The sequence below is a fragment of the Micromonospora sp. NPDC005163 genome, assembly GCF_053599835.1.
The window spans coordinates 106176-118913 of the sequence record NZ_JBSFYP010000020.1 but is presented as its reverse complement, the minus strand read 5'-3'; the positions used below and the strand labels follow the sequence as shown (position 1 = coordinate 118913).

Genomic DNA, 12738 nt, shown 5'->3' with positions numbered 1-12738 from the left:
TGCTGGCCATCGGCGTGATGCGGTACGCGTTCGTCGCGGCGAGCGCGGTGCTGCCCTGGCTGGGCGGGTCGCTGCCACAACCACGCCACGTCCCGGCCGAACGACTCGACCAGCAGAGCCAACGCCACCACCAGCACCAGCGTGGTCCACGGCTCGGGCAGCACCCCTGCCGCGGCCACCGCCAGCAGCACCCCCTGCGCGGCGGCCACCACCTTGCGCCAGAAGCGCGGCGGCAGCGACCCGCCCAGCCAGGGCAGCACCGCGCTCGCCGCGACGAACGCGTACCGCATCACGCCGATGGCCAGCACCCACCCGCCGGCGACCGGCGCGACGTGCACGCTGAGCACCAGGATCAGGAACGCGTCGACCTCCATGTCGAAGCGGGCGCCGAGCGCGCTCACCGTGCCGGTGCGCCGCGCCACCTGCCCGTCCACCGCGTCCAGCAGCAACGCCACCGCGCTCACCGCGACCAGCAACCCCACCGGCGCGGGCCGGCCGAACGAGTCCGCCACCAGCGCGGTGACCGCGCCGACCAGGACGGCCCGGGTCAGCGTCACCCGGTCGGCCGGGCCCAGGCGGGACGCGCCGGCCCGGTGCAGGCCCCGGCTCAACGCGAGACAGGTGACCACCGCGTAGCCGGTACCGACCAGCCAGCCGGCGCCACCCAGCCCCACCGTGGCGGCCAGCACCGCCAACACGACCAGTTGCGCGCTCAGCCCGATCATCGGACCACTTCGAACCGTGGGCACCGTACCTCCGTGTTTATGATCGACGACCCCGACAGGGAACACGGAAAACGTGGCCGTTCGGTTCGGCCGGGAGCAAAGGTGAGGTGCGCGACGGTGATCCGCGAGGCGTACGCCTGCTGGGTGCGCGAGCCCGGCGCGGCGGAGATCCGGCCGGTGTCGTTGCCCGTCCCGGGCCCCGACGAGGTGCTGGTCCGGGCACGCTACTCGGGGGTCAGCCGGGGCACCGAGACACTCGTCTTCACCGGCCGGGTGCCCGCCGACCAGCACGCCGCGATGCGCGCGCCCTTCCAGGAGGGCGACTTCCCGGGCCCGGTGAAGTACGGCTACCTCAGCGTCGGGGTGGTCGAGCAGGGCCCACCGGAGCTGCTCGGGCGCACGGTCTTCTGCCTGCACCCGCACCAGAGCGCGTACGTCGTGCCGGCCACCGCGGTGGTGCCGGTGCCGGACGACGTGCCGCCCGCCCGCGCGGTGCTCGCCGGCACGGTGGAGACCGCCGTGAACGCGCTGTGGGACGCCGCGCCGCTGGTCGGCGACCGGGTCAGCGTGATCGGTGCGGGCATGGTGGGCTGCTGCGTCGCGGCATTGCTCGCCCGCTTTCCCGGCGTGCAGGTCGAACTGGTCGACACCGACGCCCGCCGCGCCGGGGTGGCGGGCGCCCTCGGCGTGGGGTTCGCCCAACCGGCCGACGCGGCCGGCGACCGGGACCTGATCGTGCACGCCAGCGCCACCGCCGACGGTCTGCAACGCTCGCTGGACCTGCTCGCGCCGGAGGGCACGGTGATCGAGCTGAGCTGGTACGGCGACCGCCCGGTGCAGGTGTCGCTCGGTGGGGCGTTCCACTCGGGGCGGCTGACCGTGCGCAGCAGCCAGGTCGGCATGGTCGCGCCCGCACGGCGGGGGCGGCGCAGCTACGCCGACCGACTGGCGCTCGCCCTGGACCTGCTCGACGATCCGGCCTTCGACGCGTTGATCACCGGCGCGTCCCGGTTCGAGGAGCTGCCCGACGTCCTCGCTCGACTGAGCACGGGTGACCTTCCCGCGCTCTGCCACCTCATCACCTACGACGACGGGGAGTGACCGTGTTCAGCGTGACCGTTCGGGATCACATGATGATCGCCCACAGTTTCCGGGGCGAGGTGTTCGGCCCGGCCCAGCGCCTGCACGGCGCGACCTTCGTGGTGGACGCGACGTTCCGCCGGCTCGACCTGGACGCCGACGGCATCGTGGTCGACATCGGCCTGGCCACCGAGCAACTGCGCGCCGTGGTCGGCGAGCTGTCCTACCGCAACCTCGACGACGAGCCGGCGTTCGCCGGGGTGAACACCACCACCGAGGTGCTGGCCCGTACGGTCGCCGACCGGCTGGCCGAGCGGGTGCACGCCGGTGAGCTGGGCGCCGGGGCGCGTGAGCTGGCCGGCATCACCGTCACCCTGCACGAGTCGCACGTCGCCTGGGCCAGCTACGAGCGGTCGCTGTGATCGGGGCGGGCCGGGCGACGCCGGTCGACCGGCCCGCTTCGCCCGGCCCTGCCGTGCACGTCGTCCTGCCCGGCGACATCGACGACCCGGCCACGCCCAGCGGCGGCAACGTCTACGACCGGCGGATCTGCGCCGGCCTCGGCGGGCGGGGCTGGTCGGTGCACGAACACGCGGTGCCCGGCGCATGGCCGTACCCCGACCCCACCGACCGGGCGGAGCTGGCTCGGCTGCTGGCCGCCGCGCCGGATGACGCCGTGGTGCTGCTCGACGGCCTGATCGCCTCGACCGTCCCGGACCTGCTCGCCCCGCACGCCCGGCGGCTGCGCCTCGTGGTCCTGGTGCACCTGCCGTTGAACGACGAGGCCGAGGCCCTCGCGCTGGCCACCGCCCGGGCCGTCGTCACCACCAGCGAGTGGACGCGCCGCCGGCTGCTGGCCCGCCACCCGCTGCCGCCCGACCGGGTCCGGGCCGCGCCGCCGGGGGTGACGCCCGCGCCGCCGGCGCCCGGTTCGGTCACCGGCAACCGGCTGCTCTGCGTGGCGGCCGTCACCCGCCACAAGGGACACGACGTGCTGATGGCCGCGCTGTCCACGCTCGCCGGGCTGTCGTGGACGCTGGTCTGCGCCGGCACGCTCGCCCGGGAGCCGGAGCTGGTGCACCGGCTGCGTGAGCGGCTCGGCGGGGCGGGCGTCGCCGACCGGGTCCGCCTGGCCGGCCCGTTGACCGGCGCCGCGCTGGACGTCGCCTACGACGCCGCCGACCTGCTGGTGTTGCCGTCGCGGGGCGAGACGTACGGGATGGTCGTCACCGAGGCCCTGGCCCGCGCCCTGCCGGTGCTGGGTACCGAGGTGGGCGGCCTGCCCGAGGCGCTCGGTCAGGCGCCCGGCGGTGACCGGCCCGGGCTGCTGGTTCCGCCGGGCGACCCGGCCGCGCTGGCCGGCGCGCTGACCCGCTGGTTGAGTGACGACGCCCTGCGGGCCCGGCTGCGGCGTGCCGCTCTGGCCCGGCGGGACACCCTGACCGACTGGACGGTGACCACGGCGCTGCTGGCCGCCGTGCTGGAGGAGGTGGCGGCATGACCGTCGAGGAGACCCTGTCGTTCGCCGACTGGCTGCGGCTGCGCGAGCCCGCCGACGCGGCGGCCCGCGCCGAGGACCTGGTGGACGTGGTCCGTCCCCGGCTGGCCGGCGAGGCGCCGACCGTGATCCACGACCTGGGCAGCGGCACCGGCTCGATGAGCCGGTGGCTGGCGGCCCGACTGACCGGCCCGCAGCACTGGGTGCTGCACGACCGGGACGCCGACCTGCTGGCCCGGGCCGCCGAGGGCATGGCCGGGGTCACCGCCGCCGACGGCGCACCGGTCACGGTCAGAACCCGTTGCGGCGATCTCACCCGGCTGACCGCCGCCGATCTGGCCGACGGCGCGCTGGTCACCGCGTCCGCGCTGCTGGACATGCTGACCGCCGAGGAGGTCGAGCGGGTGGTCGCCGCCTGCGCCGACGCCGGCCGGCCCACCCTGTTCGCGATCTCGGTCACCGGGCGGGTCCGACTCACCCCGGCCGACCCGCTGGACCCGCTGGTCGAGGCCGCGTTCAACGACCACCAGCGGCGCACCGTCGACGGCCGACGGCTGCTCGGCCCGGACGCCGTCGCCGCCACCGTCGTCGCGTTCGCCCGTCGGGGCGTCCCGGTCCGGGAGCGGCCCAGCCCGTGGCGGCTCGGTCCGGACCAGGCCGACCTGACCGCCGAGTGGTTCCGGGGCTGGCTGGGCGCTGCCTGCGAGGAGCGCCCGGAACTGGCCGGCCCGGCCCGGGCGTACGCCGAGCGCCGGCTGACCGACGCGGCGGCCGGGCGCCTCGGCGTACTGGTCGAACACCGGGACCTCCTGGCCGGCGGATGAACCGCTCGCGCCCCGGGTACGTGCACTAGGGCAAGTGGACGATCTTCAGGGAGGACCGGCGCCGATGTTCTGGGCCTGGGCACGAGTGGTCGGCGGGGTGGGCCTGCTCGCCGCCCTGCTGTGGCAGGTGGGCGCCGGCCCGTTCCTGGCCGGAGTGCGGTTGATCGACGCGCCGGCGCTGACCGCGGCGCTGCTCATCGGTGTCCTCACCACGGTCTGCGCGGCCTGGCGGTGGAGCCTGGTCGCCGGTGGCCTGGGCGTACGGCTGCCGCTGACGACCGCGGTCGCGCACTGCTACCGCGCGGTGTTCCTCAACGCCACCCTGCCCGGCGGTGTGCTCGGCGACGTGCACCGGGCGGTACGCCACGGCCGGGACGCCGGTGACGTCAGCCGGGGCATCCGCGCGGTGGTCTGGGAACGTGCCGCCGGTCAGGTGGTTCTGGTGGTCGTCGCCCTGGTGGTGCTGGCCGCCTTCCCGTCGCCGGTGCGGCCGTACCTGCCGGCCGCCGTCGCGTTGCTGGTCGCCGCTGGGCTGGCAGCCGTGCTGCTGGCGCGGGTCCTGCCGCAGGCCGGCCGGTCGCGCTCGGCACGAGGACTGCGCACCGCCGTGGCGGACGTCCGCGCCGGGCTGCTGGCCCGGCGGACCTGGTTCGGGGTGCTGGTCGCCTCCACCGTGATGGTCGCCGGTCACCTGGCCACCTTCCTGGTGGCGGCGCGTACCGCCGGCTCGGACGCCCCGCTGTCCCGGCTGCTGCCGCTCACCCTGCTCGCGCTGCTCGCCATGGGCCTGCCCTTGAACATCGCCGGCTTCGGCCCGCGTGAGGGGGTGGCGGCGTGGGCGTTCGGCGCGGCCGGGCTCAGCGCCGCCGAGGGGGTCGCCACCGCCACCGTCTACGGTGGACTGGTGCTGGTGGCCAGCCTGCCGGGTGCCGCCGTGCTGCTCGCCCGGCGTGCTCGGACTCCGGCCCCCGGTCGGGAAGCCGCCTCCGGTAGCGGCTGTTGAGCCGGTTGTGAGACGGTACGCGTCACCGCACGGTGGTGGCGCCGGACAAAGGAGTCCCATGCCCAAAGCATTGCCGGTCGCCACGGTCCGTACGCAGGTCACGGTGCCGCTGACCTTTCCCGACGGCTACGCCACGACCACCCGGGTGTTCTCGTTCAAGGGCCTGGTGGACGGCCGCGAACACCTGGCCCTTGGCCTCGGCGACTGGGCCGGCGCGCTGGACCGGCTCGCCGACGGTGGCGAGCCGCCACTGGTCCGCCCGCACAGCGAGTGTCTGACCGGCGACGTGTTCGGCAGCCAGCGCTGCGACTGCGGGCCGCAGTTGCGCGAGGCGGTGCAGCGGATCGCCGAGGCCGGCGGTTTCCTGCTCTACCTGCGCCAGGAGGGCCGGGGCATCGGCCTGTACGCCAAGCTCGACGCGTATGCCCTGCAGGACGCCGGGCTGGACACGTACCAGGCCAACGTCGCGCTCGGCCGGGGCGAGGACGAGCGGGACTACACCGCCGCCGCGCAGATGCTGGCCACCCTGGGTGTGCCTCGGATCCGGCTGCTCAGCAACAACCCGGACAAGGCGGAGCAGCTGACCCGCCTGGGTGTGGCGGTCGCCGAACGGGTGCCCACCGGCATCTTCCTCTCCCCGGCCAACGCCGACTACCTTGCCGCGAAGGCGGCCAAGGCTGCGGAGACCGAGGCGGACGCGGCTCCCGCTGGGCGTACCCCCGATCGGCCCGTCGCCCCATGAGCTGCCGGCCGGCGCTGGCGCGGCCGTACGTGCTGCTGAGCTGCGCCACCTCGATCGACGGGTACATCGACGACGCCTCCGACCAGCGGCTCCTGTTGTCCAACGCGGACGACCTGGACCGGGTCGACGCCGTCCGGGCCAGTTGCGACGCGATCCTGGTCGGTGCCGGCACCGTCCGCCGCGACGATCCCCGGTTGCTGGTGCGCGCGGCGGAGCGGCGGGCCGAGCGGGTGGCGGGCGGGCGGCCGGCCTCGCCCATCAAGGTCACCCTGACCGCCCGGGGCGACCTCGACCCGACGGCTCGGTTCTTCACCGCGGGCGACGCGCCCCGGCTCGTCTACTGCGCCAGCGACGCGCTGGAGAAGACCCGGGAACGGCTCGGCCGACTGGCCACCGTGGTGGACGCGGGCGAGCCGGTCGACCCCGGTTGGCTGCTGGCCGACCTGGCCGCCCGGGGCGTACGGCGGTTGATGGTGGAGGGGGGTGGGACGGTGCACGCCCAGTTCCTCACCGCCGGCCTCGCCGACGAACTGCACCTGGTGGTCGCCCCGTTCTTCGTCGGCGACGGCCGGGCGCCCCGGTTCGTCGGCGAGGGCAGCTTCCCCTGGCACCCGGGCCGCCGGGCCCGGCTGGCCGAGGCCCGCCAGATCGGCGACGTGGTCCTGCTCCGCTACGCCCTCTCCGACCGCTGCCCCGGCGACTGACGCCACGCCGGACCGGCCCACACCAGGTGGTTCGCCGCGAGTGCGGTGGCCGCCTCTCGGCCCGGTAGGGTCCCGGCGCATGGCTTCACGAGCGGTTCGGTCGGGTGTCGTTGCCGCGCTGTGCCTGCTCGCCATGCTGGCTGGCTGTAGCGGTGACCCGAGTGCGACTCCGCTCGCCAAGGGCTGTCATCCACCTGCCCACGAAGATGAACTACTCGCCGCCTACCTCGCTGAACCGGTCTTCGCCTTCCGCCCGCCGGAGGCGCTCGCGGTCGGCCCACCAGCGGTCGAGAAGGGTTGCCGGCAGGTAGGTGAACGCGAGAGCACCCGGATCAAGGGACAGCCCGTCGACGCGGGTCCCGGCGTCACCACCACCAGGGTCAGCCTGTTCTTCGCGCTCGACGTGGGCTTCGCCCAGGACAAGCTGGCCGAGATGTACGAGCCGGCCATCCTGGCCGCGGGCTGGAAGACGCAGCCGTTGGACCTGGCGCCCGTGCACAGCAGCGGCGACGGACAGGCCGGTCTGTACTACTGCAAGGACGTCAACGGCGTGCCAAGTTTCCTCTCGGTGTACGAGCGCTGGGTGGGCACGACCGACGGGCGGGCTTTTCCGGTCTCCCCGTCGCCGGAAGACTGGCCCGAGGCCGGGAGCCTGGAGGTCACCGTCACCGCCGTACGCGGGGTCCGCTGTACGACCCCCTGAGCGCTGGTGAACAGGCACCCGGGTAGGCCGGACCGACGCGACTCCGACCGACTGATCAGCCCGCCAGCACCGGATGCGTACCATGCGGGGCTGGGTTTCCCTCGTCGTGGCGGAGGTATCGGGTAGATGGCAGGCCAGCACGAGGGCTTCGCCCTCGGCGTCGACCTCGGTACGTCCAACACGGTCGCGGTGCTGCGCTGGCCGGACGGGCGGACCCGTCCGCTGCTGATGGACGGTCAGCCGGTCAGTCCGTCCGCCGTGTACGCCGACCCGGACGGCACGCTGCACGCCGGTTGGGACGCCCGCCGGTTGGCGCAGGCCGATCCGGCCCGGTTCGAGGCGAACCCGAAGCGTCGGGTGGACGAGCCGGGTGTGCTGCTCGGGGACCGCTCGTACCCGCCGGCCGAGCTGCTCGCCGCGGTGCTGGCGGCGGTCGCGCGGGCCGCGGTGGGCACCGTCGGCTTCCTGCCCCCGGCTGTGGTCACCTGCCCGGCGGCATGGGACGCCACGCGGCGCCAGGTGCTCGGCGACGCGCTCATGCGGGCCGGCTGGCCGCAGGCGGCCGAGCACACGCTCGCCGGGCCGACGCCGCCGGGCACCCGGCTGCTGCGCGAGCCGGTGGCCGCGGCCCGCTACTACACGCAGGTGCTGCACCGGCCGGTGCCGGTCGGCGGCGCGATCACGGTGTTCGACTTCGGCGGCGGGACGCTCGACGTCGCGGTGCTGCGCAACGAGGGCGCCGACCCGTGGGGTGACTCCGGCTTCCGCGTGGTGGCCGATGGTGGCCTGCCGGATCTCGGTGGCCTGGATCTGGACGCCGCGTTGGTGCGGCGGGTCGGCGAGCTGGTCGGTGACCGGCACGCCGCGCAGTGGGCCCGGCTGATTCACCCGACGGACCCGGCGCAGCGCCGCGACCAGGTCCGGCTCTGGGACGAGGTCCGGGGCGCCAAGGAGACGCTGTCCCGCTCGACGGTGGCGCCGGTCGCCGTGCCCGGCGTGGCCGAGGCGGTGCGGCTGACCCGGGCGGACGTCGAACGGGTGGCCACGCCGTTGCTGCGCCGCGCGGTCGACCGGGCCCGGGAGGTGATCGCCGCCGCGGGCCTCAGCCCCGAGCAGCTCGCCGGGTTGTTCCTGGTCGGCGGCTCGTCGCGGATCCCGCTGGTGGCCCGGATGCTGCACGCCGAGCTGGGGGTGGCGCCGACGGTGCTGGACCAGCCGGAGTTGCCGGTGGCCGAGGGAGCGCTGACCGACCTGCCGCTGCTCCGGCAACTGTCCGCGCCGGCGTACGCCGGACCGCCGCTCGCCCCGCCGAGCGCCCCGGCCGGACCGGCGCAGGCACCAGCCTCGCCAGCCGTACCGACGCAGGCCCCTGCGTCACCGGCCGGACCACCGTTCGCGCCGACCTCGCCCGCCGCGCCCGGTTCGACCGCGCCGACCATCCCGGCTGGGGCCGGTTCGACCGCGCCCACCGTCCCCGCCGAGGCCGCCCCGACCGTGCCGTCGCAGCACGGGTCGGTGTCGACGCTGCCGTCGGGGCCGTCCGGGTCAGGTTGGCCGGGGTTGCCGACGCCGACCGAACCAGAGCCGGCGGGCGTACCGGCGACCCTGGTCGGTGGCCACGGTGCCACCCCGCCGCCGACGCCCAACCGCGTCCCCGGGACGCGTTGGCGGCGGGCCCACTGGGTGGTGCTCGCCGCGGTGCTCGCCCTGGCCGGGGTGGCCACCGCGTCGACGCTCTACTTCCTCCGCGACCGCTACCCGGACCTGGAGTTCCGACCGCTGAGTGTGCTGTCCCGGCCGCATGCCGGCGCCGAGCGGCCGAGCGGCATGTGGACGGCGGTGCTCGAGGATCGGGCCTACCTCGGGTACCCGCTGCCGGACAAACGGCTCGAGGTGGTCGCCGTCGACACCGGCACCGGCGACGAGCTGTGGCGCAAGCCGACCAACGTCAGCGCCGACGACTGGACGGGGCTGGTGGCCGTCCCGGGGGCGGTCGCGGTCATCGCCGACGCGCCGGGCGACAGCACCCCCCGCCAGCTGGCCGTCCTCGACGGTCGCTTGGGCACGCAGCGCTGGAACCGCGCCATCCGTGGCGACGACAGCGTGTACTTCGCCGACGGCGTGGCGGTGCTGGTGGACCGGGCCGGCGACCGGCTGGTCGGCCTGCGGCTGAGCGACGGCCACGAGACGTGGACCGAGGCCAACCCCCGCGACCAGTACGGCGGCGGTCGCACCGTCGTCCGGCCGGTCAGCACCGATGGGGCGGCCGGCGGGCCGGCCTTCCTCGACGGCACGCCCCGCAACCCGTGGACGAGCAAGGGGCGGCGACTCGTGCAGATCGGTGCGGACCGGTCGGCGCGGTTGCTCGACATGGCCTCCGGCTCGGTGCTGCGTCAGTGGGGCAACGTCGCGGACCTCGACGACCTGGTGGTGGCACACGAGGACCGGCTCTACGTGGCGGCCAACGACGGCGGATACCAGCTGCTGGCGTACGACCTGAACTCCGACGCCACGCCCGTGGTTCTCTACCGGGCCGGGAACGACCAGCGCCGGCCGAAGGAGCTGGTGGCCTGCGGTGAGCGGCGGGCGTGCCTGCTGGAGGTGCCGAACAGCGAGGCCGAGCGCACCGAGGTGGTGGCGGCGACCGAGGGTAAGAGCCCGGTTCGGTGGGCGGCGCCGGGCGCGACCGGCCTGGTCCCGCTCGGCGCCCAACTGCTCGCCCAGCGGGAGAGCCCGGAGTCGACGGTCACTGTCTTCGACGCCGAGGGCAAGGCGGTGCTGCGCGACCGCCGCGGCGTGGCGGTCCGCCTCGACGAGGGCAACCTGCTGGTCTTCGCCAAGGCGCCCAGCACGGTGGCGGACAACCGGGTCCTGGCCGGCGTGTGGGCCGAGCCGGGCGCGGTCGACGAACTGGGCGAACTCCAGGACGTCCGCAGCGCGTCCTGCTCGTGGAACACCCGGGTGATCGCCTGCGGCGCCGACAAGGACTTCGTCCTGTACAGCTTCGTGGACGAGTAACCGCCGCGATCTTCAGGTGCGGACGATGTTCGTGCCCTCGACCCGGACCGGGATCTCGGTGAGCCCCCGCGTGGCGGGGCCGGCGAGGCGGGCGCCGTCGCTGGCCGAGAAGGTGGAGTTGTGCGCGGGGCAGGTGATCACCCCGTCCCGGGGTGCGCCGACCCGCGCGCCCTGGTGCGGGCAGGTCGCGTCGTACGCGGTGAAGGTGCCGGCCTCGGGCTGGACGACCAGCACACCGTCGACGACCGTGCCGCCGCCGACCGGCACGTCGCCGGTGCGGGCCAGCACGGTGCCGGGTGTGGCAGCCGCCTGACCGGTGGGGGAGTCGCCGGCGCCGCAGGCGCTCAGCAGTCCGGCCGCGCCGACCGCGCCGACACCGCTCAGCAGCGCTCGCCTGCTCAGGCACCAGCGGTCGTCGCGGAGGAACTCCTGCCCGTCGTACACCGTCGTCACCTCTCCGTCGGCGGACCGGATCGCCGTCGGTCCGCGCGCGGTCGCCGGTGTCGGCGGTGGCGCACCCGGACGGGTCCGGTGGCTCGCCGGGCCAGCCTGCCCCATCCGGCTGGGCGCGCGTTGCGAGCCAGCTGAATGATGGCTGGGCGCACGCCCGCCGAGGCCGAAACGCCCGCCTCCGGGACGGCCCGTACGATGCTGCGGTGATTCTTCGGGGTACGGTCCGGCTCGATCGTCCGCTGGTGGTGCTCGCCGTCGAGGAGGAGGCCCGGTACCTCCCGCCGGAGCTGCCGGTGCTGTTCACCGGGATGGGCAAGGTGAACGCCGCCAGCGCCGTGGCGGCGGTGCTGGCCGCCGGCCCGCGCCCCGCCCTGCTGCTGAACCTGGGCACGGCGGGGGCGTTGCGCCCAGGCTGGACCGGCATCCACGAGGTCGCCACGGTGCTCCAACACGACCTGGACACCGCCCTGTTGCGCACGCTCACCGGCCAGACGTACGGCGCGCCGCTCCCGCTGGCCGCGGAGGGCGCCGTGCTGGCCACCGGCGACACGTTCGTGGCCGACGACGGCGCACGGGACCGGTTGGCGCAGCGCGCAGACCTGGTGGACATGGAGGGGTACGCGATCGCCTGGGCCGCCAACCAGGCTGGCGTGCCATGCCGGCTGGTCAAGCAGGTCAGCGACGAGGCGGGGGATGGTGCGGCCCGGACGTGGCGGGAGTCGGTCGACGCCTGCGCCCGGGACCTCGCCGAGTGGGCCACCCGACACCTCGCCTGACGGTCGCGGGTCAGTCGTTGCTTCGCCGCCACTCCAGCCCCGGCTTGGTCTCCCGACCCCCGCCGGGGGTCAGGATGTGACCGGCCAGCCCGGCCGCCACGACCACGGTGACCAGCAGCGGCGGCCAGCCGCCGGCCCACGGCAGCACCAGCAGCGGCAGGAGCTGCCAGGCCAACCGCCGCCACGGCACGTTGTTGGTCACCAACCAGGTGAACAGGACGCGCCCGAGCACGAACAGCAGCGGACCACCGACGATCAGCATGAGCCACCGCACCGGCGTCTCTCCCGTGGGCCGGGCGGCGACCAGGTCGAACGACGCCGCCGTGCCGACCACGCCGGTCAGCATCACCAGATGGGTGTACGGAGCCAGTCGGGACGCCTGCCTCGCTTCGACCCCGGCCAACAGGAACTGGCCGGCCCGGAAGACGTAGACCTGCCAGAGCAGCAGCATGATGGCGAAGGCGCAGAAGAGGGCGGTGAGCCGGAAGCGGTCGAACTGTGTCCGGCTGACCTCCAGGGTGGGCACCAGGATGATATCGCCGAGGGCCAGGATGATGAACTGCTGGTACCGCTCGCCCAGGTGCCCGGTGGTCCGGTCGTACTGCTCCATGGGCACCTGACCCAGCCAGGGCGTCGGGTACCGGACCGCCGCGAAGAACAGGTCGATCGCTATCGCCACGGCCCAGAGTCCCCAGTCCGGCGCGCCGGTCACCGCCCCGGCGATCCAGAAGACGCCGGAGACCACGAACCAGAACAGGAACCGCGTGGCCCGTTTCTTGGCCGCCTCATGCCGCTGCCGGTGCAACGAGGTGATCAGGACGACGCCGCGCACCACGTGCGTGGTGACGTACGCGATCGCGAAGACCATCGCGTGCCCTGCCGAGAGCATCGGCAGCGCCGCCGCCATCCCCACCGACCCCACCATGGCGACCATCAGGATGACCTGGATCGGGCGCTGATCAGGGTCGTAGAACTCGGTCGTGGTCGAGGTGACCGACCAGGTCCACCAGATGGCCGTCAGCGTCAGCAGCACCTCCGCGGCGCCGGTCCAGGATTCACGTTCGGCGATCAGCTTCGAGACCAAGGCGAGGGCGGCCACGAAGACCACGTCGAAGAGCAGCTCCAGCAGGGTGGCCCGGGCCGATCCGTCCGGGCGGCGCACCAGCGCCGCAGTGCCTCCGGTGGTCATGCCCGGCCTCCCGCCGCATCCTT

The 12738-nt window shown here is 74.7% G+C and carries 13 protein-coding genes; 10 read left to right on the top strand and 3 right to left on the bottom strand.

Annotated elements, in window-relative coordinates; translation table 11 throughout:
- Positions 1-725 (bottom strand): CDP-alcohol phosphatidyltransferase family protein (locus ACWD6N_RS16400; protein WP_450004943.1); only part of this gene is annotated, 725 nt, incomplete at its 3' end.
- Between the two features lie 117 nt (positions 726-842).
- Here ACWD6N_RS16400 and ACWD6N_RS16395 point away from each other — a divergent pair.
- From ACWD6N_RS16395 to ACWD6N_RS16355, 9 genes are all read left to right on the top strand, one after another.
- A complete protein-coding gene (locus ACWD6N_RS16395; protein WP_354962408.1) occupies positions 843-1826 on the top strand; it encodes a zinc-dependent alcohol dehydrogenase in 984 nt (327 codons plus the stop codon).
- Between the two features lie 2 nt (positions 1827-1828).
- Positions 1829-2227, top strand: coding sequence for a 6-pyruvoyl trahydropterin synthase family protein (locus ACWD6N_RS16390; protein WP_354962407.1), 399 nt, complete (start codon positions 1829-1831; stop codon positions 2225-2227).
- Positions 2227-3306, top strand: coding sequence for a glycosyltransferase family 4 protein (locus tag ACWD6N_RS16385; RefSeq protein ID WP_387322806.1), 1080 nt, complete (start codon positions 2227-2229; stop codon positions 3304-3306). Before ACWD6N_RS16390 ends, ACWD6N_RS16385 begins: the two co-directional genes overlap by 1 nt.
- Complete coding sequence (locus ACWD6N_RS16380; RefSeq protein ID WP_354962405.1) at positions 3303-4127, top strand: class I SAM-dependent methyltransferase; 825 nt, start codon at positions 3303-3305, stop codon at positions 4125-4127. Before ACWD6N_RS16385 ends, ACWD6N_RS16380 begins: the two co-directional genes overlap by 4 nt.
- A 64-nt stretch (positions 4128-4191) precedes the next feature.
- Positions 4192-5130, top strand: a complete 939-nt coding sequence (locus tag ACWD6N_RS16375) for a lysylphosphatidylglycerol synthase transmembrane domain-containing protein (protein ID WP_354962589.1) — start codon at positions 4192-4194, stop codon at positions 5128-5130.
- Between the two features lie 58 nt (positions 5131-5188).
- Entirely contained in the window at positions 5189-5872 is a 684-nt protein-coding gene (locus ACWD6N_RS16370; protein ID WP_354962404.1) for a GTP cyclohydrolase II, read from the top strand.
- Positions 5869-6576, top strand: a complete 708-nt coding sequence (locus ACWD6N_RS16365; protein WP_354962403.1) for a RibD family protein — start codon at positions 5869-5871, stop codon at positions 6574-6576. Before ACWD6N_RS16370 ends, ACWD6N_RS16365 begins: the two co-directional genes overlap by 4 nt.
- A 79-nt stretch (positions 6577-6655) precedes the next feature.
- On the top strand, positions 6656-7279 hold the full coding sequence (locus ACWD6N_RS16360) for a hypothetical protein (protein ID WP_354962402.1): 624 nt from the start codon (positions 6656-6658) through the stop codon (positions 7277-7279).
- Positions 7280-7405: 126 nt separating this feature from the next.
- The gene (locus tag ACWD6N_RS16355; RefSeq protein WP_354962401.1) at positions 7406-10297 is read left to right on the top strand and encodes an Hsp70 family protein; all 2892 of its coding nucleotides are present in this window, start codon (positions 7406-7408) and stop codon (positions 10295-10297) included.
- A gap of 12 nt (positions 10298-10309) precedes the next feature.
- Here the strand turns inward: ACWD6N_RS16355 and ACWD6N_RS16350 are convergent, their stop codons facing one another.
- Positions 10310-10741, bottom strand: a complete 432-nt coding sequence (locus tag ACWD6N_RS16350; protein WP_387322258.1) for a Rieske (2Fe-2S) protein — start codon at positions 10739-10741, stop codon at positions 10310-10312.
- Between the two features lie 212 nt (positions 10742-10953).
- On the opposite strand from ACWD6N_RS16350, the gene ACWD6N_RS16345 reads away from it, so the two are divergent.
- Entirely contained in the window at positions 10954-11526 is a 573-nt protein-coding gene (locus tag ACWD6N_RS16345; protein ID WP_354962399.1) for a nucleosidase, read from the top strand.
- A gap of 10 nt (positions 11527-11536) precedes the next feature.
- Here ACWD6N_RS16345 and ACWD6N_RS16340 read toward each other — a convergent pair whose 3' ends face one another.
- A complete protein-coding gene (locus ACWD6N_RS16340; protein WP_354962398.1) occupies positions 11537-12715 on the bottom strand; it encodes a low temperature requirement protein A in 1179 nt (392 codons plus the stop codon).
- Positions 12716-12738 lie beyond the last annotated feature (23 nt).

What these genes read in the sequence shown, in the direction of transcription:
- ACWD6N_RS16380 (WP_354962405.1), top strand. Translation starts at nt 3,303, where the DNA reads ATGACCGTCGAGGAGACCCTGTCGTTCGCCGACTGGCTGCGGCTGCGC.
- ACWD6N_RS16375 (WP_354962589.1), top strand. Translation starts at nt 4,192, where the DNA reads ATGTTCTGGGCCTGGGCACGAGTGGTCGGCGGGGTGGGCCTGCTCGCC.
- ACWD6N_RS16370 (WP_354962404.1), top strand. Translation starts at nt 5,189, where the DNA reads ATGCCCAAAGCATTGCCGGTCGCCACGGTCCGTACGCAGGTCACGGTG.
- ACWD6N_RS16365 (WP_354962403.1), top strand. Translation starts at nt 5,869, where the DNA reads ATGAGCTGCCGGCCGGCGCTGGCGCGGCCGTACGTGCTGCTGAGCTGC.
- ACWD6N_RS16360 (WP_354962402.1), top strand. Translation starts at nt 6,656, where the DNA reads ATGGCTTCACGAGCGGTTCGGTCGGGTGTCGTTGCCGCGCTGTGCCTG.
- ACWD6N_RS16355 (WP_354962401.1), top strand. Translation starts at nt 7,406, where the DNA reads ATGGCAGGCCAGCACGAGGGCTTCGCCCTCGGCGTCGACCTCGGTACG.
- ACWD6N_RS16340 (WP_354962398.1), bottom strand. Translation starts at nt 12,715, where the DNA reads ATGACCACCGGAGGCACTGCGGCGCTGGTGCGCCGCCCGGACGGATCG.